27 protein-coding genes, 1 tRNA gene and 2 riboswitches are annotated in these 23,537 nt (G+C 51.1%); of the genes, 18 read left to right on the top strand and 10 right to left on the bottom strand.

Features of this window, described 5'->3' with window-relative positions; translation table 11 throughout:
* Window positions 1-21 precede the first annotated feature (21 nt).
* The 4 genes from DESHY_RS05915 (at window position 22) to lipA (ending at window position 4,180) form a co-directional block, all read left to right on the top strand.
* Window positions 22-1,506, top strand: coding sequence for a glutamate synthase subunit beta (locus DESHY_RS05915; protein WP_008411194.1), 1,485 nt, complete (start codon window positions 22-24; stop codon window positions 1,504-1,506).
* A gap of 61 nt (window positions 1,507-1,567) precedes the next feature.
* Window positions 1,568-1,726: a hypothetical protein gene (locus DESHY_RS14225; RefSeq protein ID WP_162829795.1), complete on the top strand. Its 159-nt coding sequence runs from the start codon at window positions 1,568-1,570 to the stop codon at window positions 1,724-1,726.
* Window positions 1,727-1,938: 212 nt separating this feature from the next.
* Window positions 1,939-3,318: a dihydrolipoyl dehydrogenase gene (gene lpdA / locus DESHY_RS05910; protein ID WP_008411193.1), complete on the top strand. Its 1,380-nt coding sequence runs from the start codon at window positions 1,939-1,941 to the stop codon at window positions 3,316-3,318.
* A 13-nt stretch (window positions 3,319-3,331) separates the two neighbouring features.
* Entirely contained in the window at window positions 3,332-4,180 is an 849-nt protein-coding gene (lipA, locus tag DESHY_RS05905; RefSeq protein ID WP_008411191.1) for a lipoyl synthase, read from the top strand.
* 51 nt (window positions 4,181-4,231) lie between these two features.
* On the opposite strand, the gene DESHY_RS05900 is transcribed toward lipA, so the two are convergent.
* Window positions 4,232-4,543 (bottom strand): hypothetical protein, encoded by a 312-nt coding sequence (locus DESHY_RS05900; protein WP_008411190.1) that lies wholly within the window; start codon window positions 4,541-4,543, stop codon window positions 4,232-4,234.
* 203 nt (window positions 4,544-4,746) lie between these two features.
* Here DESHY_RS05900 and DESHY_RS14220 point away from each other — a divergent pair, with 203 nt between their 5' ends.
* The 4 genes from DESHY_RS14220 (at window position 4,747) to DESHY_RS05890 (ending at window position 6,374) form a co-directional block, all read left to right on the top strand.
* A complete protein-coding gene (locus tag DESHY_RS14220) occupies window positions 4,747-4,884 on the top strand; it encodes a hypothetical protein (RefSeq protein ID WP_008411187.1) in 138 nt (45 codons plus the stop codon).
* Between the two features lie 47 nt (window positions 4,885-4,931).
* On the top strand, window positions 4,932-5,069 hold the full coding sequence (locus DESHY_RS14215) for a hypothetical protein (RefSeq protein WP_008411185.1): 138 nt from the start codon (window positions 4,932-4,934) through the stop codon (window positions 5,067-5,069).
* A gap of 139 nt (window positions 5,070-5,208) precedes the next feature.
* Window positions 5,209-5,529, top strand: a complete 321-nt coding sequence (locus DESHY_RS05895) for a hypothetical protein (RefSeq protein ID WP_008411184.1) — start codon at window positions 5,209-5,211, stop codon at window positions 5,527-5,529.
* Between the two features lie 116 nt (window positions 5,530-5,645).
* The gene (locus tag DESHY_RS05890) at window positions 5,646-6,374 is read left to right on the top strand and encodes an endonuclease/exonuclease/phosphatase family protein (RefSeq protein WP_008411183.1); all 729 of its coding nucleotides are present in this window, start codon (window positions 5,646-5,648) and stop codon (window positions 6,372-6,374) included.
* A 108-nt stretch (window positions 6,375-6,482) separates the two neighbouring features.
* Here DESHY_RS05890 and DESHY_RS05885 read toward each other — a convergent pair whose 3' ends face one another.
* A complete protein-coding gene (locus DESHY_RS05885; RefSeq protein ID WP_008411182.1) occupies window positions 6,483-7,313 on the bottom strand; it encodes a cell wall hydrolase in 831 nt (276 codons plus the stop codon).
* 4 nt (window positions 7,314-7,317) lie between these two features.
* Window positions 7,318-7,477, bottom strand: a riboswitch (cyclic di-AMP (ydaO/yuaA leader).
* Between the two features lie 121 nt (window positions 7,478-7,598).
* On the opposite strand from DESHY_RS05885, the gene DESHY_RS05880 reads away from it, so the two are divergent.
* The 4 genes from DESHY_RS05880 to DESHY_RS05865 all read left to right on the top strand — a co-directional run bounded on the left by DESHY_RS05880 (window position 7,599) and on the right by DESHY_RS05865 (window position 11,832).
* A complete protein-coding gene (locus tag DESHY_RS05880) occupies window positions 7,599-8,549 on the top strand; it encodes an L-lactate dehydrogenase (RefSeq protein ID WP_048817923.1) in 951 nt (316 codons plus the stop codon).
* Between the two features lie 220 nt (window positions 8,550-8,769).
* Window positions 8,770-8,844, top strand: a tRNA-Arg gene (locus DESHY_RS05875).
* 343 nt (window positions 8,845-9,187) lie between these two features.
* Window positions 9,188-10,915, top strand: a complete 1,728-nt coding sequence (locus DESHY_RS05870) for a Na/Pi cotransporter family protein (protein ID WP_008411180.1) — start codon at window positions 9,188-9,190, stop codon at window positions 10,913-10,915.
* A gap of 191 nt (window positions 10,916-11,106) precedes the next feature.
* Entirely contained in the window at window positions 11,107-11,832 is a 726-nt protein-coding gene (locus DESHY_RS05865; protein WP_008411179.1) for a M48 family metallopeptidase, read from the top strand.
* Here the strand turns inward: DESHY_RS05865 and DESHY_RS05860 are convergent.
* Complete coding sequence (locus DESHY_RS05860) at window positions 11,829-12,647, bottom strand: hypothetical protein (protein ID WP_008411178.1); 819 nt, start codon at window positions 12,645-12,647, stop codon at window positions 11,829-11,831. The two genes, DESHY_RS05865 and DESHY_RS05860, sit on opposite strands and share 4 nt — an antisense overlap.
* 240 nt (window positions 12,648-12,887) lie before the next feature.
* Here DESHY_RS05860 and DESHY_RS14815 point away from each other — a divergent pair, with 240 nt between their 5' ends.
* Complete coding sequence (locus tag DESHY_RS14815; protein ID WP_008411177.1) at window positions 12,888-13,268, top strand: SLC5/6 family protein; 381 nt, start codon at window positions 12,888-12,890, stop codon at window positions 13,266-13,268.
* Window positions 13,229-14,260, top strand: a complete 1,032-nt coding sequence (locus DESHY_RS05855; protein WP_008411174.1) for a sodium-dependent transporter — start codon at window positions 13,229-13,231, stop codon at window positions 14,258-14,260. Before DESHY_RS14815 ends, DESHY_RS05855 begins: the two co-directional genes overlap by 40 nt.
* 28 nt (window positions 14,261-14,288) lie before the next feature.
* Here the strand turns inward: DESHY_RS05855 and DESHY_RS05850 are convergent, their stop codons facing one another.
* Complete coding sequence (locus DESHY_RS05850; protein ID WP_008411172.1) at window positions 14,289-14,990, bottom strand: zinc dependent phospholipase C family protein; 702 nt, start codon at window positions 14,988-14,990, stop codon at window positions 14,289-14,291.
* Window positions 14,991-15,153: 163 nt separating this feature from the next.
* A riboswitch (cyclic di-AMP (ydaO/yuaA leader) is annotated at window positions 15,154-15,283 on the top strand.
* Between DESHY_RS05850 and DESHY_RS05845 the strand changes: the two genes are divergently transcribed.
* Window positions 15,283-15,939: a C40 family peptidase gene (locus tag DESHY_RS05845; protein WP_420795110.1), complete on the top strand. Its 657-nt coding sequence runs from the start codon at window positions 15,283-15,285 to the stop codon at window positions 15,937-15,939. It overlaps the preceding riboswitch by 1 nt.
* Before the next feature lie 61 nt (window positions 15,940-16,000).
* Here DESHY_RS05845 and DESHY_RS05840 read toward each other — a convergent pair whose 3' ends face one another.
* Window positions 16,001-17,149, bottom strand: a complete 1,149-nt coding sequence (locus DESHY_RS05840; protein WP_008411168.1) for an S-layer homology domain-containing protein — start codon at window positions 17,147-17,149, stop codon at window positions 16,001-16,003.
* 336 nt (window positions 17,150-17,485) lie between these two features.
* On the opposite strand from DESHY_RS05840, the gene DESHY_RS05835 reads away from it, so the two are divergent.
* On the top strand, window positions 17,486-18,847 hold the full coding sequence (locus DESHY_RS05835; protein WP_008411166.1) for a methyl-accepting chemotaxis protein: 1,362 nt from the start codon (window positions 17,486-17,488) through the stop codon (window positions 18,845-18,847).
* A 235-nt stretch (window positions 18,848-19,082) separates the two neighbouring features.
* Window positions 19,083-19,598, top strand: a complete 516-nt coding sequence (locus tag DESHY_RS05830) for a GerMN domain-containing protein (protein ID WP_008411165.1) — start codon at window positions 19,083-19,085, stop codon at window positions 19,596-19,598.
* Between the two features lie 158 nt (window positions 19,599-19,756).
* Here DESHY_RS05830 and DESHY_RS05825 read toward each other — a convergent pair whose 3' ends face one another.
* From DESHY_RS05825 to cobI, 3 genes are read right to left on the bottom strand one after another with little or no spacing between them, the layout of a single operon-like run.
* Window positions 19,757-20,491 carry an ABC transporter permease gene (locus DESHY_RS05825; protein ID WP_008411163.1) on the bottom strand — a complete coding sequence of 245 codons (735 nt, stop codon included), beginning with the start codon at window positions 20,489-20,491 and terminating at the stop codon, window positions 19,757-19,759.
* Complete coding sequence (locus DESHY_RS05820; RefSeq protein ID WP_008411161.1) at window positions 20,488-21,330, bottom strand: ABC transporter ATP-binding protein; 843 nt, start codon at window positions 21,328-21,330, stop codon at window positions 20,488-20,490. Before DESHY_RS05820 ends, DESHY_RS05825 begins: the two co-directional genes overlap by 4 nt.
* Window positions 21,331-21,334: 4 nt before the next feature.
* Window positions 21,335-22,036, bottom strand: a complete 702-nt coding sequence (gene cobI, locus DESHY_RS05815) for a precorrin-2 C(20)-methyltransferase (protein WP_008411159.1) — start codon at window positions 22,034-22,036, stop codon at window positions 21,335-21,337.
* Window positions 22,037-22,211: 175 nt separating this feature from the next.
* On the opposite strand from cobI, the gene DESHY_RS14105 reads away from it, so the two are divergent.
* Window positions 22,212-22,457: a hypothetical protein gene (locus tag DESHY_RS14105; RefSeq protein ID WP_162470934.1), complete on the top strand. Its 246-nt coding sequence runs from the start codon at window positions 22,212-22,214 to the stop codon at window positions 22,455-22,457.
* A gap of 15 nt (window positions 22,458-22,472) precedes the next feature.
* On the opposite strand, the gene DESHY_RS05810 is transcribed toward DESHY_RS14105, so the two are convergent.
* Complete coding sequence (locus DESHY_RS05810; protein WP_008411157.1) at window positions 22,473-22,784, bottom strand: energy-coupling factor ABC transporter substrate-binding protein; 312 nt, start codon at window positions 22,782-22,784, stop codon at window positions 22,473-22,475.
* Window positions 22,768-23,532 (bottom strand): energy-coupling factor ABC transporter permease, encoded by a 765-nt coding sequence (locus tag DESHY_RS05805; protein WP_048817921.1) that lies wholly within the window; start codon window positions 23,530-23,532, stop codon window positions 22,768-22,770. Before DESHY_RS05805 ends, DESHY_RS05810 begins: the two co-directional genes overlap by 17 nt.
* Window positions 23,533-23,537: the final 5 nt, after the last annotated feature.

Below are 23,537 nucleotides of genomic sequence, written 5' to 3'. Positions count from 1 at the left end.
GATTGGTTGGGGGGAAAGGATATGGGTAAACCTACCGGGTTTATGGAATACCAACGGGAAATGGCCGCCAATCGGGACCCCCTGGAGCGGGTCAAGGATTGGCAGGAATTTTATCGCCGCTTACCGGAAGAAAAAATTATGGAGCAGGCAGCCCGCTGTATGGATTGTGGTACGCCCTTTTGTCACAGCGGCATGGTAATTAACGGCATGGCATCCGGCTGCCCCAACCATAATGTTCCTTCGGAGTGGAATGACCTGGTTTACCGGGGGCTGTGGCAGGAAGCCCTTAAGCGCCTGCTTAAAACAAACAATTTTCCGGAGTTTACCGGCCGCGTGTGTCCGGCCCTCTGCGAGGGGGCCTGCACCGCCGGTCTGGTTGGCGCACCGGTAACCATAAAAAGCATTGAATGTGCCATTATCGATAAAGCCTTTGCTGAAGGCTGGCTGGTACCCCAGCCACCTGCCCGGCGCACCGGCAAAAAGGTGGCGGTGGTGGGTTCCGGCCCCGCCGGTCTGGCTTGTGCCGCCCAGCTTAACAAAGCCGGCCACTGGGTAACGGTGTTTGAACGGGCAGACCGTATTGGCGGGCTTTTAATGTACGGCATACCCAATATGAAATTGGACAAAAAGATTGTGCAGAGAAGGGTTGATTTACTGGCGGCGGAAGGTATTACTTTCATTACCGATACCGAAGTGGGCAAAGACGTATCTGCTGATCAGCTGCGGCAGGAATTTGATGCAGTGGTGCTTTGCGGCGGAGCAACCAAACCCCGTGACCTGGCGGTAGAAGGACGCAACCTAAAAGGGGTTCACTTTGCGGTGGAATTCCTCAGCGCCAATACCAAAAGCCTGCTGGATGCTAACCACCGGGACGGCCGCTTTATTTCCGCCGCCGGCAAAGATGTGGTAATTATTGGGGGCGGCGATACCGGTACAGACTGTGTGGGCACCGCCATTCGCCACGGTTGCCGCAGTGTTGTCCAACTGGAAATTATGCCTCAACTGCCCTTGCAGAGGGCACCCCACAACCCCTGGCCCCAGTATCCCAGGGTGCACAAAGTGGATTACGGCCAGCAGGAGGCAGCAGCCCTGTACGGCGCCGACCCGCGCCGGTATTGTGTCATGACCAAGCGGTTGGTGGGCGATGCGCAGGGGCAGGTTAAAGAAGTGCACACCGTCAACATTGAATGGATAAAAGACGATCAAGGGCGCTTTGCCCCCAGGGAAATTGCCGGTACCGAAAAAGTCTGGCCGGCCCGGCTGGTACTTTTAGCCATGGGCTTTAGCGGCCCGGAAGATACTCTGCCGGACCAACTGGGACTGGAACGTGACCGAGCCGGCAACATCAAGGCGGCCTATGGCAAGTTTGCCACCAACTTGCCGGGGGTGTTTGCCGCCGGGGATATGCGCCGGGGCCAAAGCCTGGTGATCTGGGCTATTAACGAAGGACGCGGGGCAGCCCGCGAGTGCGACCGTTACTTAATGGGTTATACTAACTTGCCATAGCATTATGCACGCCCCCTTTTTAAGGGGGCGTCAGAGTGTCCACAAACATTACCGGTGGTTTATGATCCCCTTTGGCTCCGGTCTACGCACCGACAGCACTATGATTCGCTCCGGTGGCCCCTGGGGTCGCCTCAAACGGGCCATCCTGGCCCGGTTCGGCTGGCGCCCACGTCCTGTGGGCGCCACCCCAAGGGCTCCTTTCGCTCATCAAGTGCTGTGACCGGTGCTTCGACAAGTCGCCGACAGGGGATCATAAAACCGCCTTACTTTGCTTTACATCCTTTGCCGACAGTTTGATGCCCCCCTTTAAGGGGGCGTTTTTGTGGTGGGCGGCAGCAGGTTTTCGGTCCGGCAAGTCGAAGTACAAAAGCAAAGTTATATTAAGTTTTACTGGTAATGCAGAGCTTAAATTTTCAAAAAGGAGGTAATTTTTTGACTTACCGGGTGGTAGTTATTGGCGGCGGGCCGGGTGGTTATGTGGCGGCCATCCGGGCTGCTCAAATGGGCGCCAAAGTGGCCCTGGTGGAACAGGATGAGGTGGGCGGCACCTGCCTTAACCGGGGCTGCATTCCCACCAAAGCACTGGTCGAGGGAGCGGCAACCCTGCATAAAATCCGCCGGGCAGCGGAGTTCGGTATCCGGCTGGGTGAGGTAACCGTTAATTACGCCAAGCTGGTGGAGCGCAAGGATGCGGTGGTCAAAAAACTGGTGGCCGGCGTGCAATACTTATTAAAAAAAAATAAGGTCGACTGCCTGCGAGGCACCGCCAAACTGGCCGGCCCCGGCAAAGTGGCGGTTTATTTGCCGGAGGGGGGAACCATGGAACTGGTGGCAGAAAATATTATTTTAGCCACCGGCACCCGGCCGGCAATTTTAGAAACTTTAGGCTACGACGGCCACCGGGTAGTGACATCCAATGAAGCCCTGGCCTGGCAAACAGTGCCGCCCAGCTTGTTAATAATTGGCGGCGGAGTGGTGGGCTGCGAGTTTGCCTGCATTTTTGCCGAAATGGGCAGCCAGGTTACCATTGCCGAGGCCATGCCCGGTATCCTGCCCATGGCTGACCGGGATGTGGCACGCCTGTTGCAAACCCTGCTGAAACGCCGGGGCATCAACATAAAAACCGGGGTAAAGATTACCGGGGTGGAAAAGTCGGGCAATCTTGTAACCGCCTTGTTGGAAGGCGGGGAAACGCTTCAGGCAGATAAAATTCTTATTTCGGTAGGGCGGGTAATGAATACGGAAGGCCTGGGGTTGGAAGAAGCCGGTGTCCGGCTGGGGCAGCGGGGCGAGGTGCCGGTGAACGAATACCTTGCTACCGAGGTGCCGGGCATTTACGCCGTCGGTGACATTACGGGCAAAGCCCAGTTGGCTCACCTGGCGTCTGCCCAGGCTCTGGTGGCGGTGGACAACATCCTGGGACAGCCGCGGGCCATGAAGTATGACCTGGTGCCTAACTGTATATTTACTGCCCCGGAAGTGGCCGGCGTGGGGCTGACCGTTCAGCAGTGTGAAGAAAAGGGTATCAAGCCTAAGGTGGGCAAGTTTCCCTTTATGGCCTCCGGCAAAGCAGCCGCCATGGGCGAAACCGACGGCTTTGTGAAAATACTGGCCGATCCGGCCACAGACAAGGTGCTGGGAGTACATATCATAGGGCCCCATGCCACTGATTTAATTGCCGAAGCGGCCCTGGCCATGGAACTGGGGGCTACCGTAGGGCAAATCAGCCGGGTCATCCATGCCCATCCTACCCTGGCAGAATCTTTTTTAGAAGCTGCGGAAGCGGTGCATGGCCGGGCTATTCACATTTAAGGGAGGGATTGCCATGGCAGGTCAATTTCCTGACTGGATGCGGCGGAAAGTAATCTACACCGCAGATTTGCCCCGCACCAGGGAGTTGCTAAAAGACTTATCTGTGCATACGGTTTGCCAGGGAGCCCGCTGCCCCAATTTATCCGAGTGTTTTTCCCGCCGGACAGCCACTTTTATGATCCTCGGCGATACCTGTACCCGGGGCTGCCGCTTTTGTGCCGTAACCAAGGGAACCCCGGCAGCGGTGGATGAAGCAGAACCGGCACGGGTGGCTGAAGCGGCCTGCCGGCTGGGGCTAAAACACGTGGTAATCACTTCGGTAACCCGGGACGACCTGCCGGACGGCGGCGCCAACCAGTTTGTCCGCACCATGCAGGCTATCCGGCAGCGCTTGCCCGGGGCAACCGTGGAAGTTTTAACCCCGGATTTCGGGGGTAACCGGGCGGCCATCCGGCAGGTGGCAGAGGCCGCACCGGAGGTTTATAATCACAATGTGGAAACCGTACCCCGGCTGTACCCGACAGTGCGTCCCCAGGCCCACTATCAGCGTTCCTTGCAGCTTTTGCAGCTGGTAAAAGAACAAGACCCCGGCATTTTAACGAAATCCGGCCTGATGGTGGGGTTGGGGGAAACCAGAGAGGAAGTGCTGGGTGTAATGGAAGATTTAAGAAAGGTGGCTTGTGACCTGTTAACTATTGGGCAGTACCTTAGACCAAGCCACCGGCACCTGGCTGTACAGGAGTATGTAACTCCCGAGACCTATGCATATTACCGCCGCATGGGGCAAAGCATGGGCTTTCAGCAAGTGGCGGCCGGGCCCTATGTGCGCAGCTCTTACCAGGCGGATCAACTGATAAAATAAATCTTGAACAGTAAACATAATTCCTTGAGCTTCCGAGCCCCGGCGCAGCTATCATCGGTTGGTTGCCGCCGGGGTTATTTGCCGGGGGTCCCAGGCAACATAATTCATATCCCGGGCCTTTTGCAGCAAGGCAATATAGCGCTTTTCACAGGCGGTGGTTTTTAAGATGGCCGCCTCCAACAAGTCTTTATCTGCCCACTGCATTTGCTCCAGGGCAATCAGCCAAGCTTGTTTGGCTTGTTCAATTTGCTGCTCCAGAGATAATTCATAGCCACTCTTTTTTTCGAGAAAAACCGTCTTCTTTAGTTTAGACCAGGAAAAACCATGCAACAGGCATTGTAAGATTTGCCGGTCTGTTTTCATGGCTGCACCTCCTTGTCCTGTTTGTTAAAGTTTATTAATTGCACTTAACGGTTAGTACAAGTAAAGAAAAATAATAAAAATAAAACAATTTTGTATTAGAATTACATGACTTATTTTACAATTTTGATTAGGACCAGAACTATTGCTCCGAAAAATGGAGATTGCTATAATTTTCCCAAGCAAAAGATCAGGAGGTGGCAGCTATGGCAAAACTGATCGGCAAAATTAAAATTGTGAACGGCAAAGTACAATTAATCCGGCTTGGCGAGGGGGAAAAGAAACTTCAACCGGGCAGTGCATACAAGATGTATGCAGCACTGCGTCAAATCAAAGGGGCATAACCGACTTTGAGATAGTTGTCTTTTTCACTAAACCGGGAGGGATGCATATGTCTAAACTGATTGGCAAGATTAAAATTGTCAACGGCAAGGTTCAGCTTATTCGCATTGGCGATGGGGAAAAGAAGCTAAAACCGGGTTGCGCCTATAAAATGTATGCCGCTTTGCGCAAAATTAAAAATGTATGAAGGGGCTGCCGGGGACGGGGCGAAAATACCTTGCAGGGTGGCCTTTATCAGCTGAAATTTGGGATACCATCCCAAATTTTTTATTTTTAAGTTCTGTTATAATGGATGTAAAAAACTACATCCAAGGGAGTGTGTTAATGTGTTGAGCCGGCAGGAATTACTGGCAATGCCGCAAGAGGACAGAGAAAGGTATTTGCTGGCTGCACTGCAGCGAAAAATAAATGAGTTGCAGGATTGTGCCAGACAAACCAGGCAGGAAGCAGCCGAGCACCGGCATGGACCGGATTTTCACAGAGGTATGCTGGCCGGCTTTGTATCCGGCCTGGGGTTTGCTACCCGTTTGCTGGCGCCGGAAAAAGCGGTTTGCCAAGAGGTGATGGAACTTCTTGCTGCCTATAATGATTGGGCCCAGCAGTTCAACCGGCACGCCGGAGGCGATGCGCAGGCAACGGAAAGGTAGCAGCAAGGCCGCCGGCAGCATAGCATAATCATAAAATCAGCAAGCAAACCTGGCTGGTCAGGCAAAACATAGGCAAAGTGCCGCGGCCGGCAGGTGGCTGAAGTGAGGGAAAGGCTTTGCTAACAATCCGGGTGGTCAGTTACAATATTCGTCATGCCCGGGGACTGGATCACAGGGTTGATTTAAACCGGGTGGCCCAGGTGCTTGGTGCCGGCAAAGCTCAGCTAATAGGGCTGCAGGAAGTTGATAAGCACATGCCGCGCAGTTTTTTTCAGCACCAGGCTAAAATTTTAGGGCGTTGGCTAAGAAAAAGCTGGGTCTTTGCCCCCAATTTGACCTGGGGGGCAGCCCAGTATGGCAATGCCGTGTTATGCGGCTGGCCAATTGTCAGCTACCGACAATATTTGCTGCCCAGCCAGGGGGAACAAAGGGGCTTGTTAGAAACGGAAATTGCCCTGCCCGCCGGTACGGTAAGTTTTTTTTGCACCCATTTGGGGCTTAACCAGCAAGAAAGATTACAGCAGGCCGAGGAAATACTGCGTATTGTCACACGCACAAACCGGCCGGTAATTTTGGTGGGAGATTTTAACGACCGGCCGGACTCGCCGGTGTACCGCCTGATAACTTCTGTGCTGCGGGATGCAGCTGCGGACAGCGGGGAAGATGCGGCTACCTACCCGGCCGGCCAACCCACTGAAAGAATAGATTATGTGTTTATATCGCCGGCGTGGCAGGTGTTGGCAAGTTTCCCTATGCAGGCCAACGCTTCCGACCACCTGCCCCTGGCGGTGGATTTGCAGTTAGGCCCGGAAAGTGTGCAGCCGACACCGGTTAAGTTTTTATAACCCCTTACTGTCATCCGGCCTTAGCCGGTAGATTAAATTGCCAAAACAGCAACCCCGTACCACCCATAAAGTGGTACGGGGTTGCTGTTAGTTGGCTGTCATCCCCTGTTAACGCTTGGCATAAATCATTTGGCCGTAGGTGGCGGAAACCGGCAGGGAACGCAGGAATGAGTTGCGTGTAGAGTGATCAAAGAAGTATAAAGCTCCGCCGGTGGGGTCGTTGCCATACAAAGCGGCTGTGGCTGCCTGAATGGCTGATTGGCCGGCCGGGCGGTTAATCCAACCGTTGCGGACAGGTGCAAACTGGTTGGGGGCGTAAATAACTTCCTGAATGGTATCCGGAAAAAGATCACTTTGCACCCGGTTAATTACCACCGCAGCTACCCCGATTTGGGCTTCCAGGGGTTCGCCGCCTGCCTCCGCTTGCACCAAACGTGCCAGCAAATCCAAATCTTCATCGGTGTAAGGAATAACCGGCCGCTTGGCACTGCGGCTCACTTCAACAGCCATGGTGGCAGCGCTGCGGGAAGCCGTAACGGGCAGAATCAGCTGCTGGCCGGGGTAAATTAAGGTGCCGCTGAGACTGTTGGCAAGCATTAATGCTTCGACCCGGGTATTATATTTTTGGGCAATCAAATACAGGCTGTCGCCAGGTTTTACGGTATAGGCAGTTGACGGCGACTTGGCCGGCGGCAAAGCTGCCACAGCAGGTTTAACTTCCGGCAGGCTTAATACCTGCCCCGGGAAAATCAGATCGCCGGTAAGATTATTGGCTGCTCTAATCTTACTGACAGGAATACCGGTTTTTTGACTGATTAAATAAAGTGAATCGCCCGCTGCCACTGTGTAATTGTACGCCCAAGAAGCTGTGGCCCACAGCAGCACCCCTAGAAAACACAACAAGACAACGGTCTGCCGCAACCTGACAGACATATTCATATAGTATTACCCTCCTTTTGGCCTTCGAGGTTAGTTGACGGGTTCGGGTTGAAGGGTACCCTACCGCTCTCTGTCCGCTTGCCTTGCTTTAAGAGAGCTGATTCACCCCGGGAAGGATAGTCCCCCGTACTCCGGTTCTGCCGGAGATTCGGCCTTTTTTAAACTTATGCAATATTGTACAGGGTTTCCAATAATTCGTCCACCTATAAAAATTGGAAAAATGTTAGTTATAGTATCGAACACGACGGAAATACTAAGCTTGATTTATAAAATGAAGGGGGATAAATTTTAGTGCAGAGGTCAGGGGTAAAAATCACAATTGTCGGTACAGGCATGGTAGGTGCTTCTACCGCCTTTGCCATTATGGCCGGCGGCTTGGCCAGTGACCTGGTGCTGGTAGATATTGACCACAAGAAGGCAGAAGGCGAAGCCATGGATTTGGGAGATGCGGCCGCCTTTATCAAGCCGCTTAACATCTATGCCGGTACATACGAAGATGTCAAAGATTCCCAAATCGTTATATTTACCGCCGGGGCTAACCAAAAGCCCGGCGAAACCAGGCTGGATTTATTGCACAAGAATGTGGCTATTTTAAAAGACAGTATGCCCAGGCTGGTAAAGCATTGCCCGGATGCCGTTTATTTAATGGTATCCAACCCGGTGGACGTTTTAACATATGTGGCCTTGAAAATTACCGGGCTGCCTGCCAACCGGGTGTTTGGTTCGGGTACGGTGTTGGATACCTCTCGCTTTAAGGACGAATTATCATCCTATTGCGGGGTGGACCCGCGCAATATTCATGCTTATATTATCGGGGAACACGGTGATTCAGAGGTAGCATTGTGGAGTACGGCCAGCATTGCCGGGATGGGTTTGTCACAGTTTACCCCGTTATTGGGTCTGGCACCGGTAGACAGGCAGGAAATTGCCCGACGGGTAAGGACGGCGGCTTATGAAATTATTCAGCGCAAGGGTGCCACCTACTATGCCATTGCCCTGTCAATTAAGAGAATTTGTGAGGCAATTTTGCGGGATGAAAATTCTATCCTGACTGTATCTGGGTTGATCAACGGCCTTTATGGGATCAATGATGTGTGCCTGAGTCTTCCCTGCATAGTTAACGGCAATGGCCGGGATAAAGTATTGACTGTTCCTTTATCGGTGGAAGAAGAAGAAGGCTTGCGCAATTCGGCCCAGGTGCTAAAGCAGGCTGTCCGGCAAGCAGGATTTCAGTAAAAAAAATACACCGGTGCTTTTTCAGCGGGCCGGTGTACCGGCCATACTTATTTCAGTTAATTAATGCAGCCGGGCAGCAATTGGCAGAGAAATTTGCGACGGTCGCCTTGATTTTTTGGCTGATCAGTGCTATTATATAAAAGTTCGCTCAAGGAACCTGCTCAGATAACCCTTGCAAAAATCTAAAATACTGCTATAATATAATAGCGTAAAGCAACAAGCGCCCGTAGCTCAGGGGATAGAGCGCCGGCCTCCGGAGCCGGGTGCACAGGTTCGATTCCTGTCGGGCGCACCAGTTAAACCCTTTGCCACAACCCTGCACCCTGAAATATTCAGGTGGGCAGGGTTTTGTATGTTTCCGGCGGCATAAACATGAGGCCATGTAAATATGGCTGAAAATTTAACATTACACAAGTTGGGCAGGCCGTTTAGACAAAAAAGACCGCCGCCAAATGTTTATTTTCGACAATCAAATGTCCACTGTTTGACACTAAATAACTAATGAATTACAATACAAGTATTAAGTTTATGTTAAGAAAGCAGAAAAAATACCGGTAGCGCAAAGCTATAATTTTTTTCTAATGCTTTGTGAAAATTTTATTAAGTTTCTGAGTTTCTGCAGAAAGGCGGCGAGGCAAATGCACTGGCAAGCAGTTGTATTGAGTATGATTGGCGGCATGGGCCTGTTGTTATATGGTATGTATGTACTGAGCGACGGACTGCAAAAAATTGCCGGAAAAAGGTTGCGGGAAGCCCTCACCCAGCTGACCAAAAACCGCCTGGTTGCTATGGGCCTGGGCACCCTGGTAACCGTCATGTTTCAAAGCAGTACCGCTACCACGGTGATATTGGTAAGTCTGACCAGTGCTTCCATTATCAGCTTAAGACAAACGTTAGCGGTAATTTTAGGAGCGGATATCGGCACCACCATAACCGCCCAGTTAATTGCTTTAAAGGTGACAGAAATTTCTTTACCTATCGTTGGGGTTGGGGCTACCATCATATTTTTTGCCAAAAGACATAAATATAAGCGCATTGGCCAGGTATTAATAGGCTTTGGTTTATTGTTCCTGGGTCTTAAAATAATGTCAGATACCATGCACCCCCTGCGGGATGACCCGATGTTTGGCAAATTGCTGCTGCAGATGAGCGACAGCCCTCTGCTGGCCATGGTGGTTGCGGCCGTTTTTACCTTTTTGGTGCACAGCAGCGCTGCCACCATCGGTATCATCATGCTGTTGGCCATGCAGCACATGATTACGCTGGAATCCGCTGTTTACCTGTTGTTTGGTGCCAATGTCGGCACCGCCTTCACAGCCGTGTTATCCAGCCTGGGATCCTCGCGGGAATCCCAACGGGTGGCCACAGCCCATTTGCTCTTTAAAGTGGCCGGGGTGTTATTATTCCTGCCCTTTGTGAGCGTGCTGGCCAAGGTAATGAGCAGCTTAACATCTAATGCCGGTTTTCAGGTGGCCAACGTGCATACCTTCTTTAACATTGCCCTTGCAGTGCTGTTTGCTCCTTTTATTTCTCAGTTTGCCCGGCTGTTGGAAATTATTGTGCCGGAAAAGAAACAGCCGGATACCGATGTGGCGCCCAAATACCTGGATGAAAGTTTGTTTAACTCGCCGGAAGTAGCCATTGGCATGGCCACCAAGGAGATCATGCATATTTCTGACCATGTATCCGACATGACCAAACATATTTACCCGCTGCTGAAATCATATGATCCTGATTTGGCAGAAAAAATGCACCAGAAGGAAAATCACATTGACAGCCTGGCGACAGCAACCAACAAATATTTAACCCACCTGTTAAGACAGCCGCTGACCAAGGATGAATTTAACAAAACCATGGGCCTGGTGCATATTGTGCGGGAATATGAATATATCGGCGATATTATCGAAAAAAACCTGATGTATAAAGCAGAGAGCAAGTATGTCAACAATTTGGATTTTTCCGCCGAGGGACATAAAGATATAATTACCATGCACAATAAAATTTTAGAGCTGCTTTATATTGTTAATACCGCCTTTGCCACTAACAGTTGTATGCTGGCCGAAAAGGCGAAAAACCTGCAGGAGGATATTGTTGATCTGGAGTTCCGGTTGCGCATGAGCCACATTGCCCGCATGCAAAGGGGTTCCCAGGAAACAGAAAATACCAGCTTTATCCATATGGATGTTGTTAATGCCTACCTGCGCATGAGCGAGCATATGAAAAACATTGCCATGGCCCTGACCGACGAAGTATCCTGCACCTGGCATGATGAAGCGCTGATCCTTACGCCCCCTTCCGAGATGTGGCAAGTCAACGGCAACGGCAACGGCAACGGTAAACAGCCCAGCGCCGGCAAAACCAACTGAAGATTTAACGCAACCGGAGCCGGCGTTGCCAAAGGTCAAGTGAATCATAAACCACCGATGAGTGTTCGGCGGCACGCCGGCGCCGCTTCTCAGGAAGCGGCGCTTTTTTATGCAAACCGTATGGAATAAAAAGGAAATAAGAGGTGTTTGCCGAAATTTAATTCAAGACTGTTTACGGGAGGGGAGCGGCCATGAAAAAACAGCCCCCGCAAGATGCGATACAATTGGGACAACACCTGGTACCTTACCGGCTGAAAAGAAGCAGCCGGGCCGGCAAGGTATATCTCAAAATACGACCGGCAGAAGGATTGGAGGTTGTGGTGCCGGCCAAGTATCCCCTGGCCGATCTGCCGTTCTTATTAAAAAGCCGGCAAACATGGATATTGCAAAAATTAGCCCTTATGAGCCAAAGGGCCGGACATATGAAGGCCAACCAGCTGGCCGAAAGGCAGGAGGTACGCCTGCTGGGCCGATATTACCGGTTGGTTACCGTATTTCAAGAAGGGCCGCCGGCGGTGGAGGCGGTGGATGATAAAATTATTGTCATGCTGCCGCAAAACTTGCAAGACCGGCTGACACAGGTGCTGGAAAATTGGCTGCGGCAGCAGGCCAGGACAATTATTATGGAACGGGTGGAGCTTGCCGTTAAAAAAATGAACATTACTTACAACCAGGTTTTCATTAAAGATCAAAAAACCCGCTGGGGCAGTTGTTCCAACCGAGGCAACCTGAACTTTAATTACCGGTTGGTGATGGCTCCGCTGCCGGTGATAGATTATATTGTGGTTCATGAATTAGCTCACCTGGTGGAAATGAATCACTCCAAAAAATTTTGGGCCCTGGTGGAGAGCATTTGTCCGGACTACCGGGTGCACCGGCAGTGGTTGAAAGAACACGGGGCGGAACTAACCCTTTAAATTAATTTAACTTCCGCCAGGGGGGTGTCATTGCTATCGCAAAGGGTCAGGGTCACTGCCTGATACCTGTTCCCTTTTAATTGATAAGTGGTCTTTAGCAGACCGATGGTATCCGCATGGGCGATGCCGATGACCCGCTGGATGGTTACTATTTCTTTAATGCCGTCTTGATTGTAATCTGCCAGGCTGTAATCAATAATGGGATCAATCCAGGCGGTGATATCCGGCAACATGTGTTCGCTGCCCCGGTAGCGGCTTTCGTTAAGCCGGATAATGCCCGTTAGACCGGTTTCTTTATCTTCAAAAGCCACGCAGTAATTGCCTATATATGTTACGGCGTACCTTTTGTCATTTGTTACTGTATCCTGGTTGACCGAAAACAGCTCTTGCCAATGCTGACCGGCGGTTTGATAAATATTTAATCCCCGGGCACCGGCACTGCCGCTGGACTGCCGGAATAACAGCGCTTCCGCCCGGCCATCCCCGTCCAGATCCGCAAACCTTACTTCGGCAAAGGAATAAAGATCCTCCGCAGTCAGTTTTACTTTTGCCAGGCCGTTGACCACCAGGTACCAGGCCAAAGGCAGTCCGTCCGTTGACTGTTCGGCATACAATGATACTTTGTCTTTGCTTTGCTTGCCGGTTAGATTAATTTCCAGAGATTGTATAAGGGCTGTATTATTATTTATTGTAAAAGCTGTTTGGGCCGGGCCTTGCAGAGGGGCGGCCCTTTGTTTGTGCAGTGTGTCTGTGCAGCCGCTCAACAGCCAAAGGACGATAAGGGCAACCGGCAAGCCCCAAAACGCTTTTCGCATAACACTGCTCCTTTGTAAGGTGGTATGTTACATAGAGTAAGACGTGATGGTTGAAAAAGTGTTTCGCTGTCACCCGGCCAAAAATATTATCAAAAAATAGTTTATTATCTGACACTTTGTTCGACAGTGGTGAGAAAAGCTGTTTTGTATTAAAATAAAACCTGTTGCAGTTTAATGAAAGGGGGCGGCAAAAGGAAAGAAATTAATTTGGCTTGTAATACTGACAAAGGAAGGTTAAGAATGGCACAGACAGACTTAATGAAATCTCAACTTTCTGCCCGGGAAGGTTTTGGCAGCACTTTAGGTGTAATTGCTGCCACCCTGGGTTCTGCCGTAGGACTGGGCAACATTTGGAAATTTCCTTATATTACCGGTGAAAACGGCGGTGCGGCCTTTATTCTTATTTATCTTTTATGTGTTGGCTTGATTGGTTTGCCGGTAATGATTTCTGAATTTATTATCGGACGTCGCTCCAATGCGGCTGCGGTAGGGGCTTTTAAAAAGCTGGCGCCCGCTACTCCCTGGTTTCTTACCGGCATATCCGGCGTGCTGGTGGCCTTTCTTAGTGCTACTACACCTCGGTGGCCGGCTGGGTATACGCCTATATTTTTAAGGCATTAAGCGGCAGTTTATTAACCGGCGATGCCAAAGTATCGGAGCAAATTTTCAGCGATTTTATCAGCGGTCTTTGGGCACCCCTCATCTGGCAGTGGATTGTGCTGCTGGTTACCGGCACCGTTATCCTGGCCGGTGTACAGAACGGCATTGAACGCATGACCAAAACCCTGCTGCCGATTCTTTTCGGCCTATTAATCGTATGCGTTGTCAGGGCCCTTACATTGCCCGGCGCCGAGGCAGGTTTGGCCTTTTTGTTCCGGCCTGATTTTTCTAAAATAACCGGCGCCACAGTATTAACAGCCATGGGCCTGGCCTTTTTTAAACTGTCCGTCGGCATGGGCGCCATGACCACCTACGGCAGTTATATCGGGCGTGAGGAAAGCCTTCTGGGTACCGGCGTTAAGGTGGTGCTGGCAGACACCCTGGTTTCCCTGCTGGCAGGCATGGCTGTTTTTCCGGCGGTGTTTGCTTTTGGCTTCAGCCCCGATAAAGGGCCTTCCCTGCTGTTTATCACCATCCCGATGGTGTTTAATGCCATGCCCTGGGGAAATATTTTTCTTGCTGTTTTCTTTGTGCTGGCTTCCATTGCCGCTACCGGCGCAATGATTTCCTTGTTTAATGTACCGGTGGCCTACCTGACCGAAGAAAGGGGCTGGTCCAGAGCGGCAGCCACCCTGGCCACCGCCCTGGCCATGGCGTTGGCAGGCAGTACTGCCACTCTTTCAAACAGCTTGCTGGCTGACTTTAAACTCTTTGGGCTGACCATGTTTGACTTGTTTGCTTTTGCCACAGATAATCTTTTAATGCCTTTAACCGGTGTAGCCCTGGCTGTCTTTGCCGGCTGGTGGCTGGGCCGCTGGGAAGTAACGGATGAACTTTCCAACGGCGGCAGTTTAAACAATAAAGGGGCAGCCCGCTGTTATTTGCTGGCTGTCAAGTACGTGGCACCTGTTGCCATAATTATTGTATTATTAAACGGTTTGGGATTAATTTAGTTTATTAAAGGAGCCGTCTCGCCGGCTGTTACCGGGGAGATGACTCCTTTATTTTTTGCAGAAAAAAGTGCCAGAAACCGGCTGTGGTTTGCTGGGCTCTTGTTAACATAATGCCGCATACTTGAGCCACGGCCGGGCTGTGGTCCTGCCCTACTTCCGGCAGGTAAGATGCCGCCACCAGGGCGTTTTGTTTCACCCACCGGCTGGCACAATCCCCCAGGTTGTAAAGACCCCCCTGATTAACGGCAAAATCCTCATAATGATTCCTGGCCCAATCTTCAAAATACTTGTGACCGCTGAAGACCAAACCGCCGGCATGGTGGGGTACACACAGGTCTTGCAGGATGTGAGTGGCAGCACCCAGGTAAAAGAAAGCTTTTTCCCGGCTGCCCCGGCGCCAATGTTTAAGTGCCAGGTTAAAATAATAGTGACATTCGGCAGGGGCAGCCGGCCCATGCCACAAACCGCTGTCCTCTCGACAATTGTAATAGTGGCTGATATTTCTAAAACCCATGTCACTCCAGGAAGAACCATGGTTTAAGATGTCTAAATAAGAAGCGAATAACAAGGCTTCGCTGCGCAGCCCATCTTGCCTTAGAATTTGACCGGCCTGCCGGTTGCAAAAATGATGGGTATTTTTCAAGCGGCGCCTTTGCACAATTACATGCAAAGGTGAGGTCAGGGCCAAAACTGCCTTGGCACAATGCCAGGTGACCTGGGGTAGGGTCATGAGGCTTCTCCTTCTAACATAACTTAATTAAAGCAATAACACCAAAATTATTGCCAAAATTAAGGTGAATTATGAAAATTATCCGCAGCTTTAGCATTAAAAGATTTAAAAAGCAGGAAAATGGAAACTTTCGGCGAAATTGGTAATAGACTAAATTACCAGTTAAATAAAAACGCCTAATTTCTTGTGAAAACGGGGGAACCGATCTTTTGGGGTGAACTACCGTCAGGCAGCGGGCTAACTTTCAGTCCGAACCCGTCAGCTAACTCCGTAGGCGTAGAAAGTGGGGAAGGTGAAGTTGTCTTTTAGCAAAAGACTGGCAGTCCTGGCGGCAGCGGTTGGTCTGACCGCCGCTGTTTGGAGCGGAACTGCCGAGGGCGCTCAGGTGACGGTGAAGCAGGGCGATACCCTGTGGGCCATTGCACAGAGTAACGGCACTACGGTGGACAACATTAAAAAATTAAACAATTTAACCGGTGATGCTTTACAAATCGGTCAAGTATTAAACTTGCCTGACCAACCGTCGGGCCAGGCTGCCAGACCGGTAACAGCGAATGCCGCCAACGTATCCCGGGGTATGGCCGACAGGGCGCTGGCTGTGCTGGATTTTGCCAAACAGTATATTGGTGTCAGGTATCGTGCCGGCGGCGAAAGCCCGGCAGGTTTTGATTGCTCCGGTTATGTGCGGTATGTGTTTAAAAACTTTGGCATTGATCTGGTGCATACTGCTGCCGGGCAGTATCAGGCAGGCACAGCCATTGCAAAGGATGAACTGCGGCCCGGCGACTTGGTTTTCTTTCATACCGGCGGCCAGGGCATCAATCATTCGGGTATTTACCTGGGCAATAACGAATTTATTCATGCTTCCAGTTCCCGGGGTATTAAAATAGACTCTCTCCTTGACAGTTATTGGAGTGCCCGGTACCGGGGTGCCAGCAGAATTTTCTAAGACAAAAGGCTATAAGGCAATAGTCTGAGGGGCTGATCCTACCGGATCAGCCCCTAAATTCTTACCGGAGAGAAATATCAACAGTTGCTTTGGCAGCCTCGTCAGCGGAAGTTGTTTGTTCAGTGACAAAAGACCACTGTCCTTTGCCGATGCCCGGGAAAATGGCGGTGCCGTTTGCCTCCTGGAGAATACCGCCGGGCAGGGTAACGCAGTATTTGGCCTGGGCAGCCAGGACGCTGTTGTGATCCAGTATAACGGTCAGTTCATCGCCACGCTCATTTAAGACAACGGTATAAGATAGGTCGGCCTCAACCCATTTGTTATTCAGGTATTGAAAAATCTTGATGGTCCCGGTTAAATCCGTTATATCCCGGTCCTCTGCAAAGACCATGGGTTGGTTGAATTTAACGGTAAACCGGTTTGTATCCACCGTAACCTTTTGGTTGGGGGCAGGGTTTAAGGTTGCGATCCAGGTTTTTGCAGGGGGGGTTGCCGGGTTGCTGTCGGTTAAGTTAACAGAGTCCGTAAAGCGGCAGATCATTACGGCAAATTCGCCACGGGAGATAGGTTTTAAGGGATTAAGATAACCTTCCGGTGTACCCCTGATAATCCCCCGGTTATACATGGCTGCCAGATAAACCAATTCCTCCTTGCTCAACTGATTGATGTCTTTGGCAAAGGCAAGCAAATCCTGCACCGCCACACTTTTTTCGCCGGCAGCACGGCATAGCCACATGGCTACTTCCAGCCGGCTGGCTGGCTTGTTGCCATGCCAGGCTAAGAGTTCCCAGTCTGCGATAATGCCGGCATCATATGCCTGCAATGGTGCTGTGCCCATCCAATCCGGAAAAACTTTTGGCAAGAGACCGTTCTGATCGACAGAGGTGCCCTGGTGATCCACCACCCGCATAATCACGGCCAGGGCTTCATTTTTAGTAACCGGTTGTTGCGGTTTAAACATATTATCGGCGTAACCTTTCATAATTCCCTGGGACTGTATTTTGGCAATTTCTTGCCTGGCCCAGTGTTTTTGCGTATCGACAAAGCCATAGGCCAGGGGTATAGGCTGCTGTAATGTTTGTTTTTTGGCCAGTCCGGGCGGCAGGTGGTTTTCTTTAACCTTGGGACCGGCCCAGGCCCCGCCGGCTAACCAATTAGTAAGAACGGCAAAGGAAAATAAAGTAATCAGCAGTTTGTTCAGCTTTTTCATGGTCGATCTCCTTTCTTTTTAATGTACAGAAACAAACCATTAATTGGGGCGCCGGCCAATAATGGGTTTGTCTGTTATGTTTTTTATTACGAAGCGTCAGTTAAATTTAACGGGTATATGGCTAAAAAATTTGAATAACTGATTTTTTCGTTTTTTAAAGCATAAATTTAGTCAGCTAATTGACAATTGTGACAAAATATGTATTATTAGTACAATATATGTATTAATATTGCAATATTTATCAATAAGTGGCTTTTTTTAGGCAGCAACGGCTTAATTTGGGTAGTTTGCCGAATCAGCCCGGCAGAGTTGATGTAATCTTCAGGGGGGATTCCTATGGCCAGGAAGGATAACATTGTTTGCTGGGAAATTATGAAATGCCCGGAAGACAGAAAAAACCGGTGCCCTGCTTTTACAGAAAAAAGGGGCACGGAATGCTGGAAGGTTCCCAGAACCCTTTGCCGGGGCGAGCTGCAGGGAACCATGGCGCAAAAGATCGGGGCCTGCCGCAAGTGCAATTTTTACTGTGTGTATCATAAAATAAAAGTGCCGGTACGGGCTAAAATTATGGGCGGATTTGCCCTGATCATCGCTCTGCTGCTGGGGATGGGTTTGTTCGGGCTTTATGAGGCCAGGCTTATTGCCGGCATGTATAATCATGATATTACCGGCTTGGCAACTGTATATATTGGCACCATGGCGGCTTCGGTGCTGCTGGCCGGTGCGGTCAGCTGGTATATTGCCGGCGCTGTGGCCAACCCTATTAAGCAAATGGAACAGGCGGCGGGCCGGGTGGCCGGCGGGGATTTAACCTTGGATGAAATAAAAGTAAAAAGTTGCGATGAAATTGGCCTGCTGGCCAATGCCTTTAATGAAATGGTGATCAGCCTGAAGGATATTGCCGGGCAGCTCAGGGAAAAGTCCCAGCAGGTGGCAGCTGCCGCCCAGCAGCTTTCGTCCAGCTCCCAGCAAATTACTGCCGGGGCCAATGAAGCAGCATCCACCATGTCCCAGTTGTCCGCTACGGTGGAGCAGGTGGCTGATAACACCCAGACGGTGGCGGCAGCCGCCGAACAGGCTTCCCAGCATGCCGAGGCCGGTACGGCGGGGATTACCCGCATTACCTCGCAAATGCAAAATATCGGGTCTTCTACCGGGTTGGTTGGGCAAAGTATTGAAAGCCTCAGCCGGCGCTCCGGGGAAATTTCCCAGATTGTCGAATTAATAACGCAAATTGCCGACCAAACCAACCTGCTGGCCTTAAACGCTGCCATTGAAGCGGCCAGAGCCGGTGAGCAGGGCAAGGGGTTTGCGGTGGTGGCCGAGGAAGTAAGAAAACTGGCCGAGCGGTCCGGCAGCGCAGCCCGGGACATTAAAAACCTTATTGAGGCTATCCAAAACGAAGCCGCTGCAGCAGTGGCCACCATGAGCGCCAGCGCCCGGGAAGTAGAGTCGGGTCACTTGGTGGTGGATGAAGTGGCGCAGTCCTTTAATAACATCATTACTACAGTTCAGGGATTAAGCCAGCAAATACATGATGTGGCAGCTGCCGCCCAACAAATGTCTTCCGGCATCCAAAATGTGGCTGCCGGTACCGAGGAACAAACCGCCACCATACAAGAAGTAACTGCTTCCTCAGAAACCCTTAGCAAGATGGCCGAGGATTTGGAGGAACTGGCTCAACGGTTTAAACTTTAATGAAAAACAACATGCCTGTGCCGGTCGGACGGCACAGGTATATTATTTTTCTGAAAACATCACAATACGAGAAAGAAGAAAACCAAACAAAGGTTGCAACAATATGGTTGAGGCGTGGTTGGTCAACACTCTGAAAAAACTTTATGGGGTGTAAAGCAGAACAACATGCTGTCATCATGTTAATATGAATATGTTATAATGTAGCATGCATTACTGTATGATCAGGAGGTAAAACATGAAAAAAGCCGTTTTGTTTTTAATTATGGTTTTGGCCCTGGCCTTGAGCGGTTGTACCGGCAACACCGCTCCGACACCGCCCAAACAGCCGGCAGCAACCGAGGTGCCCGCCGCTACTCCGGAAAAAGTAAAAGTGACCCTTTATTTTGCCAATGAAAAGGCGGATGCTTTGGTGCCGGTGGTACGGGAGATTGATCAACCCAACGATATGGTGGTGGCATTAGTTGAAGAACTGAAAAAGCCCGGCCGTTATGCGCCGGTTTTGCCCGAAGGCAGCGAGCTGATTTACTATAAGAGCGAGGGCGATACCCTGGTATTGAATTTTAACCGGGCCTTTGGCAACCTGCAAGGCTCCACCGGTGAATTTATTGCCGTTAACTCCCTGGTTAACACTTTAACCGAACTGCCCCAGTACAAACAGGTTAAACTGTTGGTGGAACGCCAACCCTTGGCCACCGGCCACGCCATTTACGATAAACCCATACCCAGAAACGAAAGTGTTATTCAAAAATAAGCCTAAATAAGAGGCTGCCAAAAACATCCCGAGAGTGATCAGGATGCCAGACTGTCGACAAAGGCTGCAAAAACAAGGCCGGGGTGGGGAGCATCAACCACCGTTAAGGTTTGTCAACCATCTGGCATCCTGATTAAACGGGATGTTTTTTATTGTTTTTACTCTGCCTGTTGGCTGGCCCGCAGCCCCCAGCCCACCAGGATGATGAGATAGAACAACTGCAGGGCCGGGCTGTGCCAGGCTAACTCCTGGCCCAGGGCCAGGGCCCGCAGGCCCTGGCTGGCGGGAGTCAGGGGCAGTGCTTTGATCAACCATTGCACCGCTGCCGGAGTGTGCTCCGGGGCAAAAAAGGTGCCGCATAAAAAATTCATGGGTGTGATGACAAAACTGTTAAACCTTGTCATATCCGGGTGCGAGTGAATTTTTAAGGCCACCAGGTAGCCCAGGCTGGCAAACACCAGGCAGTTTAAAAAAACCAACCATATTAAAAGCCAGCTCAACCTGCAGTGGGCACCCAGCAGAAAAGCCAGGGCCAGCAGCAAAGCCCCCACATACATGCCCCGCAGGGCGCCGGCTAAAATTTTTCCTGCTGCCAGAGAATACAGGGTGATGGGAGATACCAGGTATTCCTCCAGGGTTTTATCATACAGCCGGGCAATGGACAGAGGGGTGGCCACGGCATGGAAGCTGGCATTCATCGTGCTGAGGGCCAGGATACCGGGCACAATAAAATCAAGGTAGGCCACACCGGCCAGCTGAACCGATTTGCCCAGGCCCCAGCCAAAGGCGAGCAGGTAAAGCAGGGGGGCTACCAGTGCGCTGCCGGTAACAGACCAGATGCGCTTTTTGAAATACAGATATTCCCGCCACAATACTGCCAAAATACCGTTCACTGGCTTTCCACTCTTTCTCCGGTCATTTTAACAAATACATCTTCCAGGGAGGCTTGGCGAATGGTAAACTCGTTTGTCAGGCCGGCCGCAAAATCCAGGGCGCTCCCCTGATCCCGGAAAAAATACAGGTCTGTTTGATGGCCGGCAAATACCTCCACCACTACCGGGCCCACTTGCTGGCGCAGCTCTTCCACGCTGCCGGTCATGATTAAGCGCCCCTTTTTCAACAAGCCGATTCTGGAACATAAGTGTTCTGCTTCCTCCAAATAATGGGTGGTCAGCAGGATGGTCATGCCGCGGGCATTTAAAGATTTAATTAAGTCCCAGACCCGGCGGCGGGAAAATACATCCAAACCTGCGGTGGGTTCATCCAACAGCAATAAAGCCGGTTGATGCATCAGCGCCCGGGCAATCATCACTTTGCGTTTCATGCCGCCGGACAGGTTGCCGGCAAGGGCCTTTCTTTCCGCTGCCAGGTCGCTAAAAGCCAGCAATCGGTCAATGCGCCGGTTGATCTCCTGCCGGCTCATATTATACAGCAGGCCGTGCAAACGCAAATTTTCTTCGACGGTCAGTTCCGGTTCCAGATTGATATGTTGCGGCACCAGCCCGATTTGTCTTTTGGCGGCGGTGTTGTTCCGGCTGACTGGCTGCCCGTTAACGGTGATTTGTCCCGCTGTAGGAGGGGTTAAGGCGGTCAGCAGGCGCAGCGTGGTTGTTTTGCCCGCTCCGTTGGGGCCCAGCAAGCCAAAGAACTCCCCTGGTTTAATATGCAGGCTTAAATGATCAACCGCTGCTTTATCGCCGTGCAGCTTCGTAACCCGGTCAAAGATCAGCATTACCTCACATCCCGGTGTTTTTTTTGGCCAAAATGGTGGAAAGATACACCGGTTTTATATCTTTATCAATATGATAGAGAACCGACTCGTCTGCATGGCCGCACTTGCTGACCATTACCGCCTGCCCGGTTAAATTATGCTTTTGCATCAGCTCAACCAGCTGGGCAGGCTGCCGGGATACCTTCATCAGCACCACATTATCGGAGATTGCTAACGCTTGAGTTAATTTTTCCCGGTCACAGGTGGCCGGGATGACAGTAAGGATGTCATCTCCCTCCGCCAGGGGAAAGCCGGCCCGGCCGGCGGCGGCACAAAAGGAAGTAATTCCCGGGATGGTTTGGCAGTTAACCTGGTGCCGGGCCAACAGGCGGGCCATATAAATATAAGTGCTGTAAAGCATGGGGTCGCCCAGCGTGAGAAAGGCTACCCGCTTATCCTGAGCCAGTAAAGACAGAATAACCTGCTTATTTTTTTCCCAGGCATCCTTTTTTTCATCACAGTTGTCCACCATGGGGAAGGTTAATTCTAAAATCTGCACCCCCGGTCGCAAATGGGGCCGGGCAATCTGCAAAGCGGTGCTGCCGGACATATTGCCGGTGCGGGGGGCAATTACTGCATCAATGCTTTGCAACAGACGTACAGCTTTAAGGGTGAGCAGCTCCGGGTCTCCGGGGCCCACGCCAATACCATAAAATATCCCCTTCATTTTTTCCTCCTTAAAATTTAAGTCAGGGACAATTCACCGCCCGCATACACCAATGCGATTAGGTAAGGTAAATATTCTGGTTTTCTTCCCTGACTCCTGCTCATAAACAGCCATAAAAAAGAAGGGTATGAAAAGATACCCTTCCCAGAGTGTCGACAAACATTAGCGGTGGTTTATGATCCCCTTTGGCTCCGGTCTACGCACCGACAGCACTATGATTCGCTACGGTGGCCCTTGGGGTCGCCTCAAACGGGCCCTCCTGGCCCGGTTCGGCCGGCGCCCACGTCCTGTGGGCGCCACCCCAAGGGCTCCTTCGCTCATCAAGTGCTGTGACCGGTGCTTCGACAAGTCGCCGACAGGGGATCATAAAACCGCTTCACTTTGTTTCACAACCTTTGTCTACAGTCTGAGAAGGGTATGAAAATACCCTTCCGGCTTAGCCGCTGTTTTTTTTGCCCCGCCGGAAACCGAAATAATAGCCGATAAAACCGGCCCCCAGAGCGGCCTGCAGGGCAAACAGCAGGCTCTCAATTTCGCTGCTGGGCGGTTCCCACAGGGGCTGGAACCAGGGTTGATAATCCGCCTTTATTTCAGTTATGGCAGCTTCTGCCTGGCCGTCGGCCCCGCCAAATTCTGCATCATGAACCAGCAACAAAGGCAAAACGGCCAGAACCACCACCGCTGCTAACAAGCACAAATTAACAGCCCTTTTCTTTTTAGCAGGGCGGTCTTTAGTGATTGTACTCATACTTTACCTCCTCAGATAAGTGCTGCAGCAGCTTCAGGTCGTTAGTGGCGTAGGATTGTAAGAGGTTAAAAATAAGCACAGTTAACAAACCTTCGCTGATGGCCAGGGGTACCTGGGTTAGCGCAAAGATACCCGTAAATTTTACCAAAGAGGCTGTAATACCGCCGTCGGCAGCAGGAAAAGCCAGGGCCAGTTGCAGGGAAGTGGTAACATAAGTAAGCAGGTCGCCCAGGGCGGCAGCCAGAAAAACTGCCGGCCGGTTGGGCCCGCCCAGCTTCCTGGTTAGTTTAAAAATACCGTAAGCTGCCAGTGGGCCCACCACAGCCATGGAGAAGGTGTTGGCGCCCAGAGTGGTAAGACCGCCGTGGGCCAGTAACAGGGCCTGAAATATTAATACAATACAACCCAGCACACTCATGGCCAAGGGACCAAATAAAACGGCCCCCAGCCCTACCCCGGTGGGGTGAGAACAACTGCCGGTAACGGAAGGAATTTTAAGGGCGGAAAGTACAAAGGCAAAGGCCCCGGCCAGTCCCAGCAGCATTTTTACTTGCGGGTTGCGGTTAATATGTGTTTGAATGGATCTCAGACCCAGTATGAGAAAGGGGGCTGATAAAACAAACCAGACCAGACACCATCTGGCAGGCAAAAAGCCTTCCATAATGTGCATGGCGTAAGCATGCTGCGGTGCCAGCAGAAGGAACAGGGGTACCAAAAGAACCCAACGGGCCGGATGCTTTAAAGGCATACCAA

The sequence above is a fragment of the Desulforamulus hydrothermalis Lam5 = DSM 18033 genome, assembly GCF_000315365.1.
Classification (GTDB): Bacteria; Bacillota; Desulfotomaculia; order Desulfotomaculales; family Desulfotomaculaceae; genus Desulfotomaculum; species Desulfotomaculum hydrothermale.
Note: the sequence above shows the minus strand (reverse complement) of the source record. Positions and strands in the feature narration are given on the sequence as shown.

What these genes read in the sequence shown, in the direction of transcription:
- DESHY_RS14220 (WP_008411187.1), top strand. Translation starts at nt 4,747, where the DNA reads ATGGCAAAACTGATCGGCAAAATTAAAATTGTGAACGGCAAAGTACAA.
- DESHY_RS05870 (WP_008411180.1), top strand. Translation starts at nt 9,188, where the DNA reads ATGCACTGGCAAGCAGTTGTATTGAGTATGATTGGCGGCATGGGCCTG.
- DESHY_RS05840 (WP_008411168.1), bottom strand. Translation starts at nt 17,149, where the DNA reads ATGAAAAAGCTGAACAAACTGCTGATTACTTTATTTTCCTTTGCCGTT.
- DESHY_RS05915 (WP_008411194.1), top strand. Translation starts at nt 22, where the DNA reads ATGGGTAAACCTACCGGGTTTATGGAATACCAACGGGAAATGGCCGCC.
- DESHY_RS05865 (WP_008411179.1), top strand. Translation starts at nt 11,107, where the DNA reads ATGAAAAAACAGCCCCCGCAAGATGCGATACAATTGGGACAACACCTG.
- DESHY_RS05885 (WP_008411182.1), bottom strand. Translation starts at nt 7,313, where the DNA reads ATGAATATGTCTGTCAGGTTGCGGCAGACCGTTGTCTTGTTGTGTTTT.
- DESHY_RS05830 (WP_008411165.1), top strand. Translation starts at nt 19,083, where the DNA reads ATGAAAAAAGCCGTTTTGTTTTTAATTATGGTTTTGGCCCTGGCCTTG.
- DESHY_RS05810 (WP_008411157.1), bottom strand. Translation starts at nt 22,784, where the DNA reads ATGAGTACAATCACTAAAGACCGCCCTGCTAAAAAGAAAAGGGCTGTT.
- DESHY_RS05820 (WP_008411161.1), bottom strand. Translation starts at nt 21,330, where the DNA reads ATGCTGATCTTTGACCGGGTTACGAAGCTGCACGGCGATAAAGCAGCG.
- DESHY_RS05850 (WP_008411172.1), bottom strand. Translation starts at nt 14,990, where the DNA reads ATGACCCTACCCCAGGTCACCTGGCATTGTGCCAAGGCAGTTTTGGCC.
- DESHY_RS05900 (WP_008411190.1), bottom strand. Translation starts at nt 4,543, where the DNA reads ATGAAAACAGACCGGCAAATCTTACAATGCCTGTTGCATGGTTTTTCC.
- cobI (WP_008411159.1), bottom strand. Translation starts at nt 22,036, where the DNA reads ATGAAGGGGATATTTTATGGTATTGGCGTGGGCCCCGGAGACCCGGAG.
- DESHY_RS14215 (WP_008411185.1), top strand. Translation starts at nt 4,932, where the DNA reads ATGTCTAAACTGATTGGCAAGATTAAAATTGTCAACGGCAAGGTTCAG.
- DESHY_RS05860 (WP_008411178.1), bottom strand. Translation starts at nt 12,647, where the DNA reads ATGCGAAAAGCGTTTTGGGGCTTGCCGGTTGCCCTTATCGTCCTTTGG.
- lipA (WP_008411191.1), top strand. Translation starts at nt 3,332, where the DNA reads ATGGCAGGTCAATTTCCTGACTGGATGCGGCGGAAAGTAATCTACACC.
- DESHY_RS14105 (WP_162470934.1), top strand. Translation starts at nt 22,212, where the DNA reads ATGATCCCCTTTGGCTCCGGTCTACGCACCGACAGCACTATGATTCGC.
- DESHY_RS05805 (WP_048817921.1), bottom strand. Translation starts at nt 23,532, where the DNA reads ATGCCTTTAAAGCATCCGGCCCGTTGGGTTCTTTTGGTACCCCTGTTC.
- DESHY_RS05835 (WP_008411166.1), top strand. Translation starts at nt 17,486, where the DNA reads ATGGCCAGGAAGGATAACATTGTTTGCTGGGAAATTATGAAATGCCCG.
- DESHY_RS14815 (WP_008411177.1), top strand. Translation starts at nt 12,888, where the DNA reads ATGGCACAGACAGACTTAATGAAATCTCAACTTTCTGCCCGGGAAGGT.
- DESHY_RS14225 (WP_162829795.1), top strand. Translation starts at nt 1,568, where the DNA reads ATGATCCCCTTTGGCTCCGGTCTACGCACCGACAGCACTATGATTCGC.